This is a genomic window from Brevibacillus fluminis, assembly GCF_003710825.1.
GTDB classification, from domain to species: Bacteria; Bacillota; Bacilli; order Brevibacillales; family Brevibacillaceae; genus Brevibacillus_D; species Brevibacillus_D fluminis.
This window is the reverse complement of the sequence record NZ_RHHQ01000004.1, coordinates 77363-98767: the sequence shown is the minus strand read 5'-3', so window position 1 is coordinate 98767 and position 21405 is coordinate 77363. Positions and strand designations below refer to the sequence as shown.

The window sequence follows — 21405 nt, the reverse complement described above, 5'->3', positions numbered from 1 at the left end:
TTGTTGCAAGAGAAGAGAGACATAGATCCATCGAATGAAAAGGAGGCAGTCAAATGGCACGAGCGAACATCATCGGGGTTGGTATGGTCCCGTTCAAAAAGCCTGGACATCAGGAACCGTATGAAGTCATGGCAGCAAAGGCGGTGCAGCAGGCGCTTGCGGACGCGCAGATTGACTATCGGGACATTGAACAGGCATATGCCAGTTATGTGTATGGGGACAGTACATGCGGGCAGACCGCGTTGTATCGGATCGGCTTGAGCGGAATTCCCATCATTAATGTGAATAATAACTGTTCATCCGGAGCGACAGCCTTATTTTTGGCCCGCCAAGCCGTTGAATCGGGAGCGGCTGAATGTGTCCTCGCATTTGGTTTCGAAGAAATGAAGCCCGGTGCCCTCGGCTCGGTCTGGAATGACCGCACTTCGCCTTTTCAATCGTTTTTGAGCCAACTCGATGAGCTTGCACCGGACACACCAGAAGCACCGCTTGCCCCGCGTCTGTTTGGTGCAGCAGGGAAGAGCTATTTGGAAACGTACGGAGCCAATCCCGACATTTTTGCTCATGTCGCCGTTAAGACGCGTGCACATGCAGCCCATAACCCATTTGCGATTTTCCGCGACCCGCTCACAGTGGAGGAAGTGTTGGCGTCTCCTCTGTTATTTCCGCACTTGAACCGTCTGTGCGCATGTCCGCCATCATGCGGGGCAGCAGCAGCTGTCGTTTGCAGTGACGCGTTTGTCCGCAAGCATGGCGGAAGCGGCGCCGTGCAAATCGTTGCTCAAGCGATGACGACTGATACGGGGGCGATGAGTGAGAATGCGATGAATCTCGTCGGCTATGACATGGCACGGAGGGCGGCCCACAAAGCATATGAGCAGGCTGGTTTCGGACCCGATTCGGTACAGGTCGTCGAGCTGCACGATTGCTTCACCCCAAACGAAGTGATTTCCTACGAGGCGCTCGGTCTCTGTTTGGAAGGTGGAGCCGAGGCGTTTATTCGTGAGCGAAATAACACTTATGGCGGAAAATACGTGGTCAATCCGTCAGGAGGATTGATGTCAAAAGGACATCCACTTGGAGCGACCGGTTTGGCCCAGTGCGCAGAGCTAGTTTGGCAGCTGCGCGGGCAAGCGGGAGAACGACAAGTGCCGGATGCAAACATTGCGCTCCAGCATAACCTCGGTCTTGGTGGCGCGTGCGTCATCACGATCTATCAGAAATCGTAGAGAAGTACGCCAGCTTTACTTTCGCTTTTCCGGCTATTCGTCGTGTGGTAAGGTAAAAGCAGGTAAAGTAGAAAGAAGGTTCTAACAAAAATGGAATTTGCGACCGGTTACGCCAGCCAACAAGAATGGCGTGAAAAACTATACCCGCTCTTTGAAAAAGTGTTTGGATTGGACGCCAATCTGCTAGCAGATTTTTATCAACGCGGCTTTTGGGACCCCACCTACACCCCTGTCACTTTTTTCGAACAAGGGAACGCGATTGCCAATGCCTCCTTTTTCGTCATGCCGATGATGTTCGACGACAAGCGAATCGAGGTGGCATGCATCCAGTCAGTCATGACTGATCCGGCCTATCGGGGCCAGGGACTGATGAAGCGGTTGATGACAGAAATGCTCAAGCAGATCGATGCTACGATTCAGTGGACGTTTTTGTACACGTCGTCGCCCGAACTGTATGAGCCGGTTGGCTTTGAAGTCGTCCCGCATCATCGCTGGCGGACTGCGAATCCGTACCCGTTCCAAGAGAAGAAAGCGGAGACCGGGCTGAAGCGTCTATCGATATTTTCCGAGTCGGATGTTGCTGTCATCCGCGCTTGCTTCGACAAGCAAACGGCGATATCGCACGCGTTCGTACCAATTGACTATCGATCTTCCTTTTTCTTGAATCTATATGACCCAGAGTGGCAGCAAAAGCTGTACTATTCCCGTGAGCTCGATGCCGTACTCGTGTTCGAAGTAATCGAGGAGACACTTCATTTGTACGCTGTCATTGGGCTGGAGCAGCCATCGTTCGAACGAATTGTCGGACTGATCCAAGAGAAAATCGATCAGGTGGAACTACATTTTTGTCCCGATCTGTTCGAAGCAAAGCATATATTTACGCCTTTGCTGATCGAAAAAGAGAACAAGCTGATGGCACGTGGGCCGCATTCACTGCAAGAACGTCAACTGGCGTGGCCGCTCATCGCGGAGTTTTAAAGCTGGTATCCAGGCGATTGGTACAATAGGAGGGAAGCCGGTGATTTCCGTTCGTGACATCATGACACCGCTAGACAAAGGCTTGCTTGCTACCGACACACTGGCACAGGCGATCGAATTGATCAAGCGGCTCAAATGGAATACCGTCCCGGTGACGGATGAGGAAGGGCGCCCGATCGGCGCTTTTCCGAAAAGCTCCTTATACCAGATGCTGGTCGAAGGCAAAGAGCTGGAGACACCGATCTCGGCCTATATTAAAAAAGGGAGCGCATCCACGATTCCGGTAACCATCAGCTATGAAGAGCTAGAGGAGATCGTCTGGACGAGCCCGGTGGGGACCGGAACGATCGTTGACGAAGATGGACGGGTTGTCGGGTTGATCACGAAAACGGATGTGATCTTCGCCCTCTTCCACAAAACAAGACTCTTAAAGGAGCAGCTGGAGGAAATTTTGGACACCTCGCAGCTGGGGGCACTGCTGACCGATGATAACCGACGGATTCAGTTCGTCAACCGCAGGCTCTGCGCACTTGTCGGGAAATCCGATGCGGAGCTGTTGCATCGGGATTTGGCGGAGTTTATACCGCTAGAAGAGCGTGAATGGAGCAACGAGATTCACCGTCCTTTGCAGCTGGGTGGACAGCAAATGGTCATCCGCGTTTGTACGTATGAAACCGTGAGCGGAAAAGATGGGCTGATTGCGCTGGTCCAGCCGGTTTCAGAAGTGGAAAAAATCGCAGAGGAACTGGAGACGGCGAAAAAATGGAAAAGCTTGCTGCAAACCGTGATCGACCACGCGTACGACGGGCTTGTGATGATCAATGAGCAGCAAGAAATCACGTTCATCAGCCAATCGGTGCTCGAACTGTTCGAGCTCGATGAAGAGAAGATGGAAGCCGCCAAAATCGATGCGCTTTTGCCGCAGCTCGGGTTAAGCAACGTGATGAAAACGGGTATTGCGGATGTCAGCGAGTTCATGGAAGTGAAAGGGATCGCCTATATCATTCACCGGATTCCGGTATTCCAGGGCGATGAGTTGATCGGCGCCGTTGGAAAAATCGTCTTTCGCCAGCTGAAAGAAGTGCGGGAGCGTTTCCGGCGATTTGAAAAAAATGAAGAAAAAGACCAGTCCGCCACGACGCAGCTGCGGAGGTCGGAAGGTGCTCGGTTCACATTTGATCAGATTATGACCCAGGATGAACAAATGCAAAAGGTAATCCGCAGCGTGACGAAGGCGGCCAAAGGACCGTCGACCATTCTGATTCGCGGGGAGAGCGGGACGGGCAAGGAGCTGTTCGCCCATGCGATCCATAGAAGCAGCTCGCGCAATGCGGGACCATTCGTTACGGTGAACTGTGCTGCAATACCCGAGCATTTGCTTGAATCGGAATTTTTCGGCTATGAGGAAGGTGCTTTTACCGGCGCCAAACAAAAAGGCAAGCTAGGCAAGTTCGATTTGGCCAATGGCGGGACGCTGTTTTTGGATGAAGTAGGCGACATGTCGCTCACGTTGCAAGCAAAGCTGCTGCGCGTACTGCAGGAGAAGGAGTTTTATCGGGTAGGGGGCACAGAGCGAATTCATGTTGAAGTGCGAATCATCGCTGCGACACACCGCTATCTCGAGACGATGGTGGAGCAAGGGCAGTTTCGCGAAGACTTGTTTTACCGGCTGAACGTCATTTCCGTCGAAATTCCACCGCTGCGCAAACGCAAGGATGACATTCTCCTGCTCGCTCAGTTTTTCATTCAGGAGTTAAACAAGCAAAGTGGGACCAGCATCACCGGACTCGAACCGAATGTCCAGAGGCTTTTGCAAGAGTATCCTTGGCCAGGCAATGTGCGTGAATTGCGAAACGTGCTGGAACGGGCGATGATTTTTGCCGAGCATGGACGGATTCAGCTTGAGGATTTGCCGGATTATTTGCTGAAAAAGACGAATGCCGATGACCTTGGACAGCTGCATGAACAGCCGATCAAGCTGATGGAACAAGCCGAGCAAGCTGCGATCCGTCAGGCGCTTCGCGAGGCGAACGGAAACAAAACGCGTGCCGCACAGCTTTTAGGAATCAGCCGTTCTGTCTTATATGAAAAGCTCCGTCGGCAAAAAACAGATGTCCGATAAAACGACATAGGAAGTGAAACGTAGAAAGGAGAATCTTCATGACGGCAAGCTATTTGAAAGAAGAGCATCACATGTTTCGCGAATCGCTGCGCAAGTTTTTGGCGATCGAAGCGGTTCCCCATTATGACCAGTGGGAACGGGAGCGCATGATTCCGCGGGAGTTTTGGCGCAAGCTGGGCGAGCAAGGGTTCCTCGGCGCTTGGATCGATGAGGAGTTTGGCGGACTGAATGCGGACTTTGGTTATTCGGTCGTCCTGAATGAGGAATTGGAACGTGTCGGCACCAGCCTCATCGGTGTCGGGCTGCATAACGATATCGTCGTCCCGTATTTGGACACCTACGGGACCGACGAGCAGAAGCAGCGGTGGCTGCCGCGCTGCATTACAGGCGAGACCATAACGGCGATCGCGATGACGGAGCCAGGGACAGGATCGGATTTGGCGGCGATCAAGACGACTGCCGTCCGGGATGGTGACCACTATATCGTCAATGGCGAGAAAACGTTCATTACGAACGGCATCCATGCCGATCTGATCGTCGTTGCTTGCAAGACGGACACGGCGGTACGGCCGGCGTACAGAGGTGTCAGCCTGCTTGTCGTCGAACGCGATACACCGGGCTTTACGCGGGGGAAAAAGCTGGATAAAGTCGGACTGCATGCGCAAGATACGGCAGAGCTGATTTTTCAAGATGCTCGCGTTCCGGCGGCCAATTTGCTTGGCGAGGAAGGCAAGGGCTTCTATTATTTAATGGAAAAGCTGCAGCAAGAACGGCTCATTGTCGGCATTTCGGCACAGGTGGCGGCGGAGGAGATGCTGCGCATGACCATCGAGTATGTGAAAAACCGCCGCGCTTTTGGCCAGGTGATCAGCCAGTTCCAAAACACGCAGTTTGCAATTGCTGACTTAGCCACAGAAATCGAGATCGGCCGTACGTTTCTCGACGATTTGATCGGCAAGCACATGAAGGGTGAAAATGTCGTCACACAAGTGTCCATGGCCAAAATGTGGCTGACGGAGATGGCCAAAAAGGTCGCCTCCGAATGCATGCAGCTGCATGGCGGCTACGGCTATATGGAGGAGTACCCGATCGCACGGCGCTACCGCGATATTCCGGTGGCAGCGATCTATGCGGGAACAAACCAGATCATGAAAACGATTATTGCCAAAAACCTGGGACTGTAAGAAGGAGCTGAAAAGGATGGAGCGAGATATCGCGGCGAAGGTGGGATTGCGCTTTGCGCCGTTCCAATTCGCGATTGAACGTGGAAAAATCAAAGAATTTGCGCTGGCGATCGGCGATGAGAACCCAATTTATTACAGCGTGGAAGCAGCACGTGAAGCCGGGTTTCGGGATGTGCCGATTCAACCGACATTTCCGACGGTAATTGAAATGTGGGCGGGAGCGGATTTCGACGAGCTGATTCAGGTGCTTGAGCTGGATCCGATGAAGGTGCTGCATGGCGAGCAGGGCTATGAGTATGTTCAAGACATCGTCGCAGGAGATGTGATCACCGGCCAAACCGAGGTTACCCATGCAGCGGTGAAACGTGGCATGTCGTTGATTACCTTAAAGACGACGTTTTCCAACCAAACAGGCGAGGTCGTTTTGCACGCCACCAGCCTGATTATTGAGCGCCCTTAAAAGGTAGGAGGATGTATGATGGAGCCATTGCAACCGATCATTAAAAACGAAATCACCCATACCCAGCTGGTGCGGTATGCCGGAGCGTCCGGCGACTTCAATCCGATCCATACGGTCGTGCCGATCGGTGAGAAAGCGGGGCTTGGTGGTGTAATCGCACATGGCATGCTCGTGATGGGCTTTGCGGGTCAAGCGCTTGCACAGTGGTTCCCACGTCAGCATTTGCGCCGGTTTAAAGTGCGTTTTTCCAAAATGACGCGTCCGGGCGAACAGCTGACCGTCTACGGGAGCATCACGGAAGAAGTGGAGCAGGCGGGCGAACGTTTGCTGCAAGGAGAGCTTCAAGTAAAAAATGAACAAGGCGAGGTAAAGCTGAGCGGTACGTTTACGGTAGTTAAACCGGAACAATAGCAGAACGAAGGGGGAAGGAAAATGGGCATGCTCGATAAACAGGTGGCACTCATTACAGGGGCAGGGCGCGGCGTAGGTCGCGCCGTTGCCGAAATGATGGCGGCGCACGGCGCACGCGTCGTGGTCTCCGACAAGGATCAAGGTCCGGCGGAAGAAGTGGTGCAAGCGATCAAGGCAAACGGGGGGGAAGCGATTGCCGTTTGTGGCGACGTGACGGCTGCCGAGTTTGCTCCCTTGATCATAAAAGAAACGGTTGCGTCATTCGGACAGCTCGATATTTTGGTGAACAATGCAGGCTACACATGGGATAGCCTGATTCATAAGATGACGGATGATCAATTTCAGAAAATGTTGGACATTCATTTGATCGCCCCATTCCGTCTGATTCGCGAGGCAGCGCCTTATATGCGTGACGCAGGCAAAGCAGATGCCGAGCAGGGTATCAACAGTTATCGGAAAATTGTGAACGTTACGTCGGTGGCAGGCGTGATGGGCAATGTCGGTCAGGCGAACTACGCCTCGGCAAAGGCAGGCTTGATCGGGCTGACCAAAACGGTGGCGAAAGAATGGGCAGGGTTCCAAGTCAATTGTAATGCCGTTGCATTTGGGCTGATCGACACGCGGCTGACGCAGGCCAAAGAAAAAGGGGAGACGGTGGATGGTGTAGCAGTCGGCATACCGGAAAAAGTACGGACCATGTTCGAGCAGTCGATTCCACAAAAGCGCGCAGGGCTGGCAGAAGAGGCTGCGCAAGGGATCTTTTACTTGGCTTCCCCGCTTTCCAACTATGTGAATGGACAGGTGCTGCACATCAACGGGGGCATGTACACGTAATTTCATATAAAATCGGTTCATTTCGTTACACGCGCGTATTCATCACATGCATGTGAGAGGGAGATGGCTATGGATATCGGCAGTAGTTTAGCACGGAATGCACGGCGGCATCCAGAGAAAGGGGCGCTCGTTTGCGAAGGGCGCACATGGACATATGCAGAAATGAACGCGGAAGTGAACCATTTGGCCCACGGCTTGGCGAGGCTTGGTGTAACCAAAGGACAAAAGGTAGCCATGATGATGAAAAACTCCGACTGGTTCGCGATCACCTTTTATGCGGCTGCCAAGCTCGGAGCGGTGCTGGTGCCGATGAATTTTCGCCTGACAGCTGTAGAGGTCGCCTACATTCTGGAGCATTCCGATGCAATGCTGGTCGTTTGTGATGAAGAGTATGCGGGGCTGATTGCGTCCGCCGTGCAGGAAGCGCCACTAGTATGCGGTGTGGTCGTCGCGGGCGAAAACGTATGCGAAGGGCAATTCCGATACAAAGACGTGCTGTCTGACCAGACGCACGATCCCGAAGTTGAACTCGGTGAGCGGGATGACCTGGAAATCCTGTACACGTCCGGTACGACCGGAAAGCCCAAAGGAGTAGTCCTTGATCACCATCGCGTGATGCAGGTGAGCGTTAAGATGATGGCCGAGATGGGACTCAATCCGAGCGACCGACTACTCCACCTAGCGCCGTTGTTTCACGCGGCACAGCTGAATCTATGCTTGCTTACCGGGATATTCCTTGGCTGTGTCAATCTCATCCACCGCGATTTCGATCCGCGGGCGGCACTGGCTGCGATCCATGAGCACCGCATTAGCTTTTTCTTCGGCGTTCCCGCGATGTATAATTTCATGCTGCAGGTTACGGACCGCAGCCAATACGATCTGTCATCGGTCACGCGCTGCAGCTATGGAGCAGCCCCAATGGCTCCGGCGCTGGTCCGTCAAAGCATGGAGCTGTTTGGCACCGACCAGTTTTATAACCTGTGCGGCTTGACAGAAGGCGGTCCGGGCGGGATTGCACTCAGACCAGACGGACACAAGACAAAGCTAGGGGCGAGCGGTACAGCGATGTTTCTTACTGAAGCGCGTGTCGTCGACGAATACGATCGTGTCGTGCCGCCAGGCGTGATCGGCGAGCTGGTCATGCGTGGAGAGACGATCATGAAGGGGTACTACAAAAATCCGGAAGCGACTGCGGAGGCGATGCGCGGCGGCTGGCTTCATACCGGGGATTTGGCGGTGATGGACGAGGACGGCTACATGACGCTTGTCGATCGAAAAAAAGATATGATCATCTCTGGCGGCGAAAATATTTACTCTGTGGAAGTGGAGCAAGTGCTATATTCCCATCCGGCTGTGTTGGAGGCAGCAATCATCGGCGTGCCGGATCCGGTTTGGGGGGAAACGGTTGCAGCGATCATCGTGCCGAAACCGGAGACTACGATCGACCTTTCCGAACTGCAAGCGTTTTGCCGCACGTATTTGGCAGGCTACAAAATCCCACGCGTGCTGCATATGGTCAAGCAATTGCCGCGCAACGCATCGGGAAAGATTTTGAAATACAAGCTTCGTGATGAACTTCATGAGAACGGTTTCAAAAATGACGCCACAGGCTGAACGAATCAAAAAGCGGTGCCCGATTTGAAAAGCCACCGGAGAGGAGAAACAAATGATGGAGCAGATCGTTGGGTATGTAGTGGAAAATGGCGTGGCAACGATTACGTTCAATCGCCCACAGAAAATGAATGCGCTCTCTGCAGAACTGGTGAGCGGTTTCCAAAGCGCGTTGGAGCAGGCAGCAGCCGATCCGCACGTGCGCAGTGTGATCCTTACAGGCAGCGGAAAAGCGTTCAGCGCGGGTGGCGATCTTGCCAGCTTTTCCGAGTTGGATGCACTAAAGGGCAAGCGGTATTTACAGCAGGCCTATCGGTTGCTGCTCACGCTGCACGGACTGGAAAAACCGGTCGTCGCCGCGGTGAACGGATTTGCGACGGGAGCGGGCTTTAACATTGCACTTGCCTGCGACTTGGTCATCGCTGGTGAGGAGGCCAAATTCGGGCAAGTTTTCTCTAAGGTCGGACTAATCCCGGATTTTGGCGGCATGTATTTTTTACCGCGAGTAGTCGGGCTTGCCCGCGCAAAGGAGCTGATGTACTCCGGACGGATCATCACCGCGAAAGAGGCGCATGCATACGGCATTGTGCTGGAGGTGACAGCACAGGATGAGCTAATGGAGCGGGCCAGAGTAATCGCCGAGTCTTTGGCAGCAGGACCGACCGCTGCCCTGGGTATGACAAAAGCAATCTTGAATCGCAGCCACGAGCTGTCGCTGGAGCAGCTGCTACATGAGGAAGCGATGGCGCAGGGCATCGCGTTTTCCACGAAAGACCATCAGGAAGGCGTTCGCGCATTTTTTGAGAAGCGTGCGCCAGAATTTACAGGAGAATAGGAAAAGGAGAGGTCGGCATACTATGCTGGCCTCTTTTTCGCGATCGAAGAATGGGCAAATTTCCCAGTGTACAAAACAAATAATTTATGTACTATATAGTTAATCAATTTAAATATAAAACAAATTAATCAATCTGTGTTTTTTTGAAAAAGGAGATGACCATGATGAACGCGATGGATGAAAAAATCGACCGGCTACAGACCGCCATCGCCATCTCGATGAAGCGGCTTGGCCATGACATGCTGGAAGAAAGTGAGATCGGGCTGACCCGACCGCAGTACTTTATTTTGCGGATTCTTGATAAAGAAGGCAAGTGTATGGGGAGCGAGCTGGCTCAGATGCTGCAAGTCAAGCCGAGTGCGATTACGGTGATGATTGAACGACTGCATAAGCAAGGGTATGTTGAGCGTCTGCGCCACGAACAAGACCGGCGAGTCGTATTCATTGCATTGACGGACAAGGGGCGAATGACACTCCACACAACCGATCAAAAGCGGAAAGAAATCTTGTCCTGTTATTTGAGCCAGCTTGACGAGAGTGAGCTGGACGCGCTGGTTCGAACGCATGAAAAGCTGGCCGATATCGTGCTGGCAAAGAAATAAATACGAGGTGAACGTAACGTGAGTGAACAGACAACACAGAATCGACAGAAAAACAGCTGGGTGCTCTTGGCCGGCTTGCTGGTTGCGATGTTATTCGCAGCCTTGGATAATACGATCGTCGGAACGGCGATGCCACGCATTGTCGGTGAATTGGGCGGCTTGGCCGTCATGACCTGGCTGACGACGGCGTACATGTTAACCTCGACCGCAGTCGTGCCGATTGCCGGGAAGCTGGCTGACATGATCGGGCGCAAAACCGTTTATGTAACGGGTCTGGTGATTTTTATCGCTGGGTCTGCGCTTTGCGGGATGGCGGATACGATGACGCAACTGATCGTCTACCGGGGGATTCAAGGGATCGGCGGGGGCGTCATGATGCCGATGGCGATGATCATCATCGGGGATATTTTTACCGGTGAGCAACGTGCGAAATGGCAAGGTGTCTTTGGTGCCGTATTCGGCCTATCCTCCATCGTTGGGCCGCAGGTTGGCGGATGGATTGTCGATTCGCTCAACTGGCGATGGGTGTTCTACATCAATTTGCCGGTCGGCATCTTGGCGACCGTGCTGATTTTCCTGGGATTGAAAAACCGCCGCGTCGACGGACCGATCAAGTTGGATATCGCCGGCATGTTTACGATGATCGCAGGGGTCGTCAGCCTGCTTTTGTCACTGACCTTTGGCGGCAAAGAGTATCCATGGCTCTCCTGGCAAATCATCGGACTGTTCGCGCTGGCAGTCGTATTCCTTGCAGCGTTTGTACGGGTTGAATCACGGGCGAGCGAACCGATCTTACCGCTTCATTTGTTCCGTAACAAAGGGTTTACCGTGCTGAACGGGATTGGGTTTTTGATGTCTATCGGCATGTTCGGTGCCATCATGTTCGTGCCGTTTTTCATGCAGGGAATCATCGGCATGAGCCCGTCTGAATCAGGCACGAACATGCTGCCGCTGATGCTTTCGATGATGGTCACAAGCATTCTCGGCGGGCGGTTTGTCCGCAAAGTCGGGATACGCAAGCAAATCATGTTCGGGATGGTTTTAATGGGAATTGGGTTTGTTCTGCTTTCCATGATGAATCTGGATACAACCAAATTTGTTGCAGCAGCCAATCTGGTCGTGCTTGGTCTCGGGATGGGTCTGGTCATGCCGGTCATTACGCTCGCGCTGCAAGAAAGCTTCCCGAAATCCGAGCTTGGCGTAGTAACGTCCTCGAGCCAGTTTTTCCGCCAAATCGGGGGAACGTTCGGAATGACCATTTTGGGCGCGGTCATGAATGCACGCTCCGCAAACTTGCTGAACGAGCAGCTTGTTCCGAAGCTGGAGGCACTGCCAGCGCAAGCACATGGCATCGCGCAGCAGCTTGAAGGCATGATCGCGCAATCTCCGCAAGGCCTGTACTCCATGCTGCTCAGCCCGGAAGCGATGGCGAAAATTCCGGCATCGATCCAGCAGACAATCGTGCCGACGCTTCAGTCGACATTGGTCGAAACGTTGAGCCACGTATACTTGTACGGTCTTGCCTTCATCGTGCTAGGGATTGTGCTCACCTTTTTCATTGGCACGATCAAGCTCTCCGCTGCAAAAGGAAAAGCAGAGCAGGAGGAAGGGACTGAAATCAAGGCAGTTGCAAATTCGGTAAACACGAAATAAATAAAACAGAAGACGAAAAGGGCGTTACTCCCGATCGTGGAGAAACGCCTCTTTTCTTTATTTTCTCTTGTTGAGGTTCAAATCCTCTCGACCGCACCAAATGCAGCTTATCGCAGCGCCCGCTTGATCAACAACTCCAGCCATTTCCACGGAAGCAGCGCCTTTGCTGACAGGAGAAGTCCTGTGCCTTTGCCCATTGTGTAGCGCAGGCGCGGCGAGGGTGATTCTGCCGCTTTTACAATCGCCTCAACAACCTCGCTTGGGTCGGCAGCCGTTTCGGCTGTCTTACGGGAGTAGGTGAGAACAGTGTCCATCATGGCACGGTACGGGGAGTCTGTCGCAACCTCCATGCCATTGAAGCCTTTTTGCCAAATGCTCGTTTTGTAAGCGCCCGGTTCAATCAGCACGACACGAATCCCAAAGGGCAGAAGCTCCATCCGCAACGATTCGCTGAAGCCTTCGACGGCGAATTTGGAGGAGGCATAGGGCGCATACCCAGGCAAGCCGATCCGTCCGCTGACACTGCTGATGTTGATGATCGTACCTTTGCGTTCTTTGCGCATGTAAGGGAGCACGGCTTGTGTCACACTGATCAAGCCGAACAAGTTCGTCTCAAACTGGTGTCGCCAGGAATCGAGCGGAATCTCCTCGATCGCGCCGCCCAATGCGTAACCGGCATTGTTGATCAGTATATCGATGTGCCCGTATCGTTTGATCGTTTCCTCGACAGCTCGCTGGATCGTGGCCGGAACGGTGACATCCACCTCCAGATAATCAAGGCGGGATTGGAGCTTCTGCTCCTCGGCAGCGGCCTGCAATTTGGTGTTTCCTGCCAAGTTCCGCATGGTCGCAATCACGCGATACCCCCGACGTGCAAAGGAAAGGGTAGCTCCCATTCCAAATCCACTGGCAGCGCCTGTGATGAACACGATTTTATCTTCTGCTGGTTGCTGCATAATGTCCTCCCATATTGTTTTGTTACTTACTTTTTAATAGTTGATTGCAAAATGATAGCTTCGGCTGTATGATAGAAACTGATTCTACACAGAGCAGGAAAAATTCAGCCAAGGGCAGCATGTTCCAAGGTGCTGCCGGCTTTTGAAGGAGAAGATTCCATGATCATCGATATTTATCAAGACACGATTTGTCCGTGGTGCCGCATCGGCAAAAAAAATCTCTTTGATGCGATTGCACAGTGGCAGGGAGAGCCGATCACTGTACGTTACCGTTCGTTTTTCCTTGATCCGAATGCACCGAAGGAAGGGTACCCGTTCCGTGAAGCGATGGCAAAAATCGCGGGTGGTCCAGGAGGTGTCGATCGGATTTTGGAGCATGTGACGCAGGCTGGCGAGCGAGTTGGCGTGCCGTTCCGTTTTGATCGGGTCGAATACAAACCGAATACCCTCTTGTCCCACAACCTCATTAAAGTAACACCGGAGGAACAGCAAACGCAAATGGTCGATGCCATCTATCGGGCGTATTTTGAAGACGGGCAGGACATCGGCAATCTTGACGTTTTGGTAAACATCGCCAAAGAGCAAGGATTCGATCCAGAAGCGGTCCGAGTTGAAGTGGCCAACGTATCGAAGCAAGCAGAGATTGAAGAAGACCTCAATCTGGCTGGCGAGCTGCAAATTACCGGCGTTCCGTTTTTCGTCATCGATGAAAAGCTGGCTCTTTCCGGCGCACATCCCGCGGAAAACTTTTTGAAGGCGTTTGAGCAGGCATCCCTGTCGGAGCAAGAGTAATGGTAGAAAAGAAGGTGCAGAGCATAACGTGCATCTTCTTTTTTTTCAGCAGGGGGCATTCTCGCATCGACTTGAAAATACGAGACGTGCGGCGAAAAATCCTTTTTCTCATCCACTTGGGAACGCATTCTTCCGAGCATGTTCCGCTTCTCACACGCATAGGTTGTACAGACAAGCGCATGACCTGTCAGGCGAAAACGAATGCGAAGCGAGGGATGAATGAGCAATGAAAAAAATCATTCGTGGAGGAACGGTCGTCACTGCCTCTGATACGTATCAAGCGGATGTCCTGATTGATCAAGAAAAAGTGATCGCGATCGGCGAGAGCCTTGATGCGGAAGGGGCGGAAATCATTGATGCCGCACATTGCTACCTGTTTCCCGGCGGCATCGATCCGCACACGCATTTATCCATGCCGTTTGGCGGAACGATGACATCGGACGATTTCACAACGGGTACAATTGCGGCGGCTTTTGGCGGAACGACGTCGATCCTCGATTTTTGCCTATCGAGCAAAGGGCAAACCTTGCAGGAAGCGATCGGGATCTGGCATGAAAAGTCACGGGGAAAAGCTGTTATCGACTACGGCTTCCATTTGATGATTGCAGAAGCGAACGACGCGATTCTCGAGGAGCTCGGCAGCGTGGTCGAACACGAGGGCATTACGTCCTTGAAGGTGTTCATGGCGTACAAAAACGTGCTGCAAGCCGATGATGAGACCTTGTTCAAAACGTTGATCCGGGCGAAAGAAATCGGTGCGCTTGTGCAAGTCCACGCCGAGAACGGGGATGTCATCGATTATTTGACGCAAAAAGCGATCGCTGCCGGACATACGGAGCCGATCTACCATGCGTTGACCCGCCCACCCGAAGCCGAGGGAGAAGCGACAGGACGCGCGATCGCGTTGACTGCCCTTGCGGATGCGCAGCTGTACGTAGTCCATGTGTCTTGTGCCCAAGCGGTCCAACGCATCGCGGAAGCACGGGAAAAAGGCTGGAACATTTATGGGGAGACTTGTCCGCAGTATTTGGTCCTCGATATTCATGAGCTGGAACGCCCGGATTTTGCCGGCGCCAAATATGTCTGGTCGCCGCCTCTGCGTGAAGCATGGCACCAGGAGACGCTATGGAGCGCACTTGGCAGCGGGATTTTGCAAACGATAGGATCGGATCACTGCCCGTTTAACTTTGTCGGGCAGAAGGAGCTTGGCCGCGACGATTTCCGCAAAATTCCGAATGGCGGACCGATCATCGAGGATCGATTCGGCATCCTGTTCTCGGAAGGCGTGCATGCCGGTCGCATCAGTCTGAACCAATTCGTCGATGTCACCTCGACAAAAGCGGCGAAACTGTTCGGCCTCTTCCCCAAAAAAGGCACGATTGCCATTGGCTCCGATGCTGACATCGTCATTTTCGATCCGAAGGCGACCCGCGTCGTTTCCGCAAACACACACCACATGAATGTGGATTACAATCCGTTTGAGGGGATAAAGCTGCAGGGAGATGTCGTCTCAGTACTGTCACGGGGTAATTTTGTCATACGTGAACGCCAGTATGTCGGGTCAACAGGTGCTGGACAGTATCTCCATCGGAAACGATTCGCTAAGCCATAATGGTCAGGAGATGTGCTGAGACAAAATCCGTGGCAAAACGCAGGAATGCGTGCGCCCGGATTTTTTTGTCTCGTCACTTGCACAGCAACCAGACTGCTATTAAAAGTGCGGAGTCGAGCAAGGGTAAGGGCGTTTTCTGGCGTGCGGCAGTGGAAATGGCGGGCAGGGGCTCATAATCGAGCAGAAGCAAGCGAGCCATCCCGATTCCGTCTATTTCGCGGGTACAGCCGGGTTGTCGGATTCTCCTATTGTTGATAACCTTGTAACGGACTTTTTTCGTCGGGCGGCAGAATTTTTCAGGAGAATGTCTTCTGACAGGCAAGTCAGCAATCGGGTTATCAACAAAAGGAGGTTCCCATCGTGGGAAAATTTTCAGCAAAAACAGCGATCGCGATCGCCTCATTGGTATTGATCTGGGGTGTATCCTGGTCCATTTATAAAGTTGCCTTGCATTATACACCGCCGATCTTGTTCGCAGGTATGCGCTCATTGTTTGGCGGTTTACTTCTGGCCCTGTTTTTATTGCCGCGCCGAAAGCAGATTCATTGGCGTGAAAACTGGCACCGCTACACCATTTCAGCGCTGCTCAACGCTGTATTCTTTTACGGTATCCAGACCGTTGGCTTGATTTATTTGCCGGGTGGCTTGTTTTCCGTCCTGGTCTATTTTCAGCCTGTGCTGATCGGGTTGTTCGCATGGATGTGGCTGGGAGAGAAGATGACACTACTCAAACTGATTGGGTTGGCCATTGGATTTTTAGGCATTTTGGCCGTTAGTGCAGATGGATTGTCCGGACAAGTCTCGCTGGTCGGCGTTCTCATGGCACTCATGACGGCAGTCAGCTGGGCGCTTGGCGTCATCTATGTGAAAAAAGAGAGCGGAAAAGTCGACTCCTTGTGGATGGTCGCACTGCAATTCATCATCGGCGGCACGATTTTGACGGCGATCGGTACAGGGGTGGAAAGCTGGTCCGATATCGTGTGGAACGGAAGTTACTTATTGGGGATCGGGTTCGGTTCATCTTTCGGTATTCCAGTAGCGTTTGTCATTTACTTCACCCTCATCAACAGCGGTGAAGCGAGCAAGGTCGCTTCTTTCACGTTCCTCGTCCCGCTGATCGCAGTCGCGACTGGAACGCTGTTTTTGCACGAGCCGTTCACCTATTCGCTTTTGGCCGGTTTGGTTTTGATTATACTGAGCATTTATTTTGTTAATCGAAAAAGCAACCGAAGGAAACATCAACTGCCGAAGAAAATGACGGTGACGACGTAATCGGCTACAAACAAAGAACCATTTTGTCTAGCAAGTGAATGACTGATTGCGATCGAGAAACAATAAAAGCCAACTTTCCGTTAACTCGGGGAAGTTGGCTTTTTTGGTTTTGTGTGCCTTATTTTCGTACTCATTTCAGCTACATAATTCGGAACAACCCTGAAATGCAAAAAAACAAACACAAATTAGTTTTGTTTGTTCTATTTACAAACACATCTATATGTTGTTTAATAATTGACAAGTAAGATCCAGCTGAACCCCATCAAAAGTTCACGCATCAGATTAGATGGGCAGCAAGGTGGTATCCAGTAAACGGAGAGAAGGGGAAGAACATGAAAATACCTACAACATTGAATCATAAGCCTGTTGTCGTATCGAAAAATTATGAACGGGTTGATGGCAGATTCGCCAGGAACACAGATGCGAAAGGTCTATCACTGGGGTTGGCTCAGTGGAACGATACAGGAAAGGTTGATCTTTCTGCCAAGGTTTGGAGATATACGGGAGAAACATGGTCAGAGAAATCGGAGGAACTGCCACTCCATCGCGTTCTTGACCTGTCCATTCTGATTTGCCGAACGATCGAACATTTCCGTGATGCATACAGATATGAGCATCTTTATGACCCGCAGAAGCCCGAGCTTGACCGAGTCGGTCTGCAAGGGGATGCGATGAGCGTAGCGATTTGTACGGACAATGAGAAAATTAATGAAGATATCAAGCTGTTCAGCCAGGCTTTGAGCAAAGACGATGAGATGATCAGCGAGCGACTGAGAACGTTATCAAGAGTGTTAAAGGAATTGGGATATTAGCACGGAGGAGATTGGGATGACTGAATTTGGAGACTTTCTTTTATCACCGGGAAGACAATTGACCGATGTAGAAAAAAAGCTTGTTTGGCAAAAACCAGGCACGCATAAGGTCAGTGAAGAAGAACTGCGCATAAGTAGAGAAATCAAGCGTAACTGGAATCGTGGGGAAATGAAAATCGCGAATATTTTGTTGGAAGGGGACGCCGGTTCTGGCAAAACACAGCTAGCAAAAGCATTATCCGCGAATTTTGGACTGCCGTATACGAAAGTGACTTGTTTTGCCGATATGGATAAATCCGATATCATTGGGGCGATATTGCCGGTCATATCTCCCGAACATATAGAGAGAATGGAGCCTGCTGAACAAGCCGCATTACAAGCACTATACGAAAGCGATGGGTTTCAAAGCATTACGGACGTATTGAGGAACACACTGGGGATTACTGAGGAACAAGCTTCCATCAAAATGAAGCAATTATTGAAGCGCGTAGCCGAAAACACCGATGGCGAAGCGGTTGAATACCGCTTTTACCCTTCAGAGATCGTCAGAGCCTATCAAAAAGGATATCTCTTAGAAATCCAAGAACCAAACGTGATTCGTGATGCTGCGGTGTTACTAGCATTAAACTCTGCCCTGGAGCTGGATGGCAGCATAAACCTTCCTACCCAGATCATACACAGGCATCCAGACTTCATCGCGGTCATCACGACAAACCGCAGCTATGCCGGCACCAGACCGTTGAACGAAGCGCTTCGCGACAGGGTTCAGCATACGGAAAAGATGGACCTTCCGACAAAAGAAATCATGATGGAGCGTGTGAAAGCCAAAACCGGATTTCAAGACGAAAACATGCTAGGAATTTTAGCGGATATCATTATGATTTTGGACAAAACAGCGCGGGCCAATGCGATCAAAGGCGTGGCTGGAATGCGTTCGTTTTTTTACTGGGCAGATGCAATTGCCGAAGGAGCTTCCGCAAACGAATCCCTTTATCATAAGGTCATCTATAAAATGACAACCGATTCGGAAGAAATAAAACTGTTGGAAGAAGCACTTACCAATCACGGATTGTTTGCCAGCTTGGTAGAAGCGCAGATTGAGTTAAAAAAAAACGAAAATCGGATGATGCCATCGAAATTCGGACATGGGGAGATATAGACGAGACTGGTTTCGCCAAAGACAACCTTGATGAGAAAAAGGGAATCGCATTGAAAAAATCTGCCGATAGTGACAGTGGTTCTACCCGTGTCACTGACGAATCTCTCCAGATGGAAAGCTCTGACTTGGGAGAGGATGGCTTACCCGCTTATCATCAGGCAAATCTCGAATCGATGTCAGAGGATGCGAAACAAAAGGAACGAGCTTTCCGTAAAAAGCTGAATCAAGAGGCAAGAGAATTTATTTCCGATTCGATTCATAAAAAAGTAAAACTCATTGTTCACCGTCCGGACTTCGAATGGGAGGACCAACAGGAATATGTCCAGCTTAGCAAAGGACTCATGCCGATTGTGCAAGAGATTGCCAGAAAGACACTTCCCTACTTAGAACATGAGGTGGCATCCGACTTTGCAAGGAGTCGATACTATGGCAGCAAATTTCAAGCAGACAGCGTCGCTTATCGGGATTACCGTTATTTTGCCAAGAAACGTCCTCCAACGGAATCCCCTTCCCTTGTCGTTGGTCTGCGAGTTGATGAATCCGCATCGATGTCGGCTTACGGGAGATTAGAAGCAGCGAAACGAGCAGTCATTGCGGTATATGAATATTGTCAACTTTGTCAGATTCCCATTTTGATTAATGGTGATACGGCGGATGTTTCGAAGATGGAGCAAATGTCGATTTTTGCTTATACGGACTTTGATAAACCGGATGCCACTGATCGCTACAGGTTAATGAGGATTCGTGCGAGAAGTAATAATCGGGATGGGATGGCACTCAGAATCATGGCGGAACGGTTAGTGAAATCCCCCCAAAAGACAAAGCTGTTGATTAGCATCAGCGACGGACAGCCGAAAGCGATGGATGACTATACCGGAAGTTATGCTGTGAACGATATGAAACAGACCATACAGGAGTACGAACGGAAAGGTATTACGGTACTTGCAGCCGCAATCGGTCAAGACAAGGATGTAATTAGTGAAATCTATGGGAATGACAGATTTTTGGATATTACGAATTTGCAAGAGTTCCCTGCAAAGCTAGTTCGAATGATCGCTCGTTATTTGTAGGTTTTTCGTTGGTGGTTCAGTGACAAGCATACCATGAACGACGAAACGCCAGCCATGTTGAGAAGCATGGTCGGCGTTTTTGTCATTTGTTAGGCGATAAAGCCCATCTGCTTTTTCACCACATTGCAGTTTTCGGTCGAAGTCAGCATTTCGAGCAACGTGAACGCCACATCGAATGCAGTCGAAGGATTAAACGAGGTGATGACGTTCCGGTCGACGACGATCGGCTCATCGCCAAGCACGTTCGCACCCATTTCGGCAAGCTGATTTTGGCGGTTGCGATTGCTCAAGTTATACGTCGTTGCATTGCGACCTTGCAGGACCCCGCTTTTGCCGATTGGCAGCGCGCCGACGCAGATCGAAGCAATGACCTTGTTTTGACGATCGAATTCACGGATGAAGGCAAGCACATCCGGACGATATGCATCTTCATAAAAGCCTGCTTGTTCAAAGCCCCCGGGTAGCGCCAACGCATCGAAATCGTCGACGGTAACCTCGTCGAGCGTTTTTTCCGGCAGTACAGTAAAGTTCCACGTGCACGTCAACTGAGGGCGTGTCCCAACCGTAATCAGCTCGGTGGCACCATCGCCTTCTTCTTTGTTCCAGCCGAACACATCGGTGAACACGCTCGCCTCGACAGCTTCAAATCCATTGGGCAACAACAAACAAATTCGTTTCATTCCATTCTCACTCCTTGTCTGATGTGTGATCTACAAGGATCATAAGCCACATTCTCTGTTCCGTAAAATTGAAAGTTCTGATGCGGACGTTTAGGATTTCTAATCAGAACTCGGTTACTTCACGACGGCGCGCGCAAAATGGATATGCTCAAAAGCGGAGTAGCCATTGCTCTGTCCTTGGAAAAAGCGAGTCTGTATGTCAGCGGGAGCGAGATTTTCTTCCAGCTCCCAGCCAAGGTCTGCAAGCAAAGCGCCAAGCGTCTGTGGGTCAAAACCTGTTTGCATCGGTTCGCCGGTTCTGGCTACGACCTGAAGCATTTTTTGTACACGAGGAGCGGCTTTTGCGGGATCGAATGCATCGGTATCGAGATAGTCGAAGACGATGGTGCTGCCGGAAGGTGCAAGCTGGGCGATGGCCCGGAGCGTATCTCGCACGACATCCTGTGGAAGGTAATACGTAACGCCGAGCCAATTGAAAAAGCTCCGTTTATTCGGAGAAAAAGATGATTCCAGCAAAATGTCGGTCAAACGTTCTCGGGTGAAATCGATAGGTACAAAGTGGAGGCAGTCAGGAAGCTCTGGCGAAAAAGCAGCAATCCGTTCGCGTTTTTCTTGCTGTGTCGCGGGATGATCCACTTCAAAAACATGCAGCTGCGTAGTTGGCGGCATTCGGAGCGCAAACGTATCGAACCCGGCGCCTAAGATGACATACTGCTGCACGCCATCGGCAAGGGCTGCATGAAGTGAATCTTCCGTATATTTGGCACGTGAAAGCGTGATCGGTGTACTCTGGTTGCGCATGACGATGGACAGTGCTTCGTCATGATCCAACTGCTGAGCGGCATACTGAGGGGCAAAAAAAGGAAGCGCAGCCGCCATGTTTCGTCCAAGCAGAGCGAATTCTCCCTCGCGAAATAAGCGGTGCGCCATGAAGTCGTCAAAAATGTGAGGCGAATCGAAGCGTGAGTGATACGCGCGTCCGAAAGCGCTGATCAATGCGGTCAGACTGGGTTGATGATCTTGCATAGAGATAACCTCCTAATCAGTTGGGGGGAAGGTAGGTGCATCTCTATTTTTATCACAAGAAAACGAACGAAGTAAATATGTTAATTTTTAATTATAACACAAAAATA

The 21405-nt window shown here is 51.3% G+C and carries 20 protein-coding genes; 17 read left to right on the top strand and 3 right to left on the bottom strand.

Going from position 1 to position 21405, the window contains the following annotated elements; genetic code table 11:
* The first annotated feature begins 53 nt into the window (after positions 1–53).
* From EDM56_RS02725 to EDM56_RS02675, 11 genes are all read left to right on the top strand, one after another.
* Positions 54–1229, top strand: a complete 1176-nt coding sequence (locus EDM56_RS02725) for a lipid-transfer protein (protein WP_122916352.1) — start codon at positions 54–56, stop codon at positions 1227–1229.
* Positions 1230–1319: 90 nt separating this feature from the next.
* Complete coding sequence (locus EDM56_RS02720; protein ID WP_122916351.1) at positions 1320–2207, top strand: GNAT family N-acetyltransferase; 888 nt, start codon at positions 1320–1322, stop codon at positions 2205–2207.
* A 40-nt stretch (positions 2208–2247) separates the two neighbouring features.
* Positions 2248–4329 carry a sigma 54-interacting transcriptional regulator gene (locus EDM56_RS02715; protein WP_122916350.1) on the top strand — a complete coding sequence of 694 codons (2082 nt, stop codon included), beginning with the start codon at positions 2248–2250 and terminating at the stop codon, positions 4327–4329.
* 38 nt (positions 4330–4367) lie between these two features.
* A complete protein-coding gene (locus EDM56_RS02710) occupies positions 4368–5513 on the top strand; it encodes an acyl-CoA dehydrogenase family protein (RefSeq protein WP_122916349.1) in 1146 nt (381 codons plus the stop codon).
* Positions 5514–5529: 16 nt separating this feature from the next.
* Entirely contained in the window at positions 5530–5973 is a 444-nt protein-coding gene (locus EDM56_RS02705) for an FAS1-like dehydratase domain-containing protein (protein WP_122916348.1), read from the top strand.
* Positions 5974–5991: 18 nt separating this feature from the next.
* The gene (locus tag EDM56_RS02700; protein ID WP_122916347.1) at positions 5992–6384 is read left to right on the top strand and encodes a MaoC/PaaZ C-terminal domain-containing protein; all 393 of its coding nucleotides are present in this window, start codon (positions 5992–5994) and stop codon (positions 6382–6384) included.
* Between the two features lie 21 nt (positions 6385–6405).
* Positions 6406–7218, top strand: coding sequence for an SDR family NAD(P)-dependent oxidoreductase (locus tag EDM56_RS02695; RefSeq protein WP_122916346.1), 813 nt, complete (start codon positions 6406–6408; stop codon positions 7216–7218).
* Between the two features lie 69 nt (positions 7219–7287).
* Complete coding sequence (locus EDM56_RS02690; RefSeq protein ID WP_122916345.1) at positions 7288–8832, top strand: long-chain-fatty-acid--CoA ligase; 1545 nt, start codon at positions 7288–7290, stop codon at positions 8830–8832.
* A gap of 52 nt (positions 8833–8884) precedes the next feature.
* Entirely contained in the window at positions 8885–9664 is a 780-nt protein-coding gene (locus EDM56_RS02685) for an enoyl-CoA hydratase/isomerase family protein (RefSeq protein WP_122916344.1), read from the top strand.
* A 161-nt stretch (positions 9665–9825) separates the two neighbouring features.
* Positions 9826–10266 carry a MarR family winged helix-turn-helix transcriptional regulator gene (locus EDM56_RS02680; protein WP_246009234.1) on the top strand — a complete coding sequence of 147 codons (441 nt, stop codon included), beginning with the start codon at positions 9826–9828 and terminating at the stop codon, positions 10264–10266.
* Positions 10267–10284: 18 nt separating this feature from the next.
* Positions 10285–11919, top strand: coding sequence for an MDR family MFS transporter (locus EDM56_RS02675; RefSeq protein WP_122916342.1), 1635 nt, complete (start codon positions 10285–10287; stop codon positions 11917–11919).
* A gap of 107 nt (positions 11920–12026) precedes the next feature.
* Here the strand turns inward: EDM56_RS02675 and EDM56_RS02670 are convergent, their stop codons facing one another.
* Positions 12027–12875, bottom strand: a complete 849-nt coding sequence (locus EDM56_RS02670; RefSeq protein ID WP_122916341.1) for an SDR family oxidoreductase — start codon at positions 12873–12875, stop codon at positions 12027–12029.
* A gap of 159 nt (positions 12876–13034) precedes the next feature.
* Here EDM56_RS02670 and EDM56_RS02665 point away from each other — a divergent pair, with 159 nt between their 5' ends.
* From EDM56_RS02665 to EDM56_RS02635, 6 genes are all read left to right on the top strand, one after another.
* Positions 13035–13667, top strand: a complete 633-nt coding sequence (locus tag EDM56_RS02665; protein ID WP_122916340.1) for a DsbA family oxidoreductase — start codon at positions 13035–13037, stop codon at positions 13665–13667.
* A gap of 226 nt (positions 13668–13893) precedes the next feature.
* Positions 13894–15279: a dihydropyrimidinase gene (gene hydA, locus EDM56_RS02655; protein WP_122916338.1), complete on the top strand. Its 1386-nt coding sequence runs from the start codon at positions 13894–13896 to the stop codon at positions 15277–15279.
* Positions 15280–15639: 360 nt separating this feature from the next.
* Positions 15640–16551: a DMT family transporter gene (locus EDM56_RS02650; protein WP_122916337.1), complete on the top strand. Its 912-nt coding sequence runs from the start codon at positions 15640–15642 to the stop codon at positions 16549–16551.
* A gap of 332 nt (positions 16552–16883) precedes the next feature.
* On the top strand, positions 16884–17363 hold the full coding sequence (locus EDM56_RS02645) for a DUF6530 family protein (RefSeq protein WP_122916336.1): 480 nt from the start codon (positions 16884–16886) through the stop codon (positions 17361–17363).
* A gap of 16 nt (positions 17364–17379) precedes the next feature.
* Positions 17380–18522 (top strand): AAA family ATPase, encoded by a 1143-nt coding sequence (locus EDM56_RS02640; RefSeq protein ID WP_122916335.1) that lies wholly within the window; start codon positions 17380–17382, stop codon positions 18520–18522.
* A 50-nt stretch (positions 18523–18572) separates the two neighbouring features.
* Complete coding sequence (locus tag EDM56_RS02635; RefSeq protein ID WP_122916334.1) at positions 18573–19592, top strand: vWA domain-containing protein; 1020 nt, start codon at positions 18573–18575, stop codon at positions 19590–19592.
* A gap of 89 nt (positions 19593–19681) precedes the next feature.
* Here EDM56_RS02635 and EDM56_RS02630 read toward each other — a convergent pair whose 3' ends face one another.
* Positions 19682–20272 carry a DJ-1/PfpI family protein gene (locus EDM56_RS02630; protein ID WP_122916333.1) on the bottom strand — a complete coding sequence of 197 codons (591 nt, stop codon included), beginning with the start codon at positions 20270–20272 and terminating at the stop codon, positions 19682–19684.
* 114 nt (positions 20273–20386) lie between these two features.
* Positions 20387–21298: a class I SAM-dependent methyltransferase gene (locus tag EDM56_RS02625; RefSeq protein ID WP_122916332.1), complete on the bottom strand. Its 912-nt coding sequence runs from the start codon at positions 21296–21298 to the stop codon at positions 20387–20389.
* Positions 21299–21405: the final 107 nt, after the last annotated feature.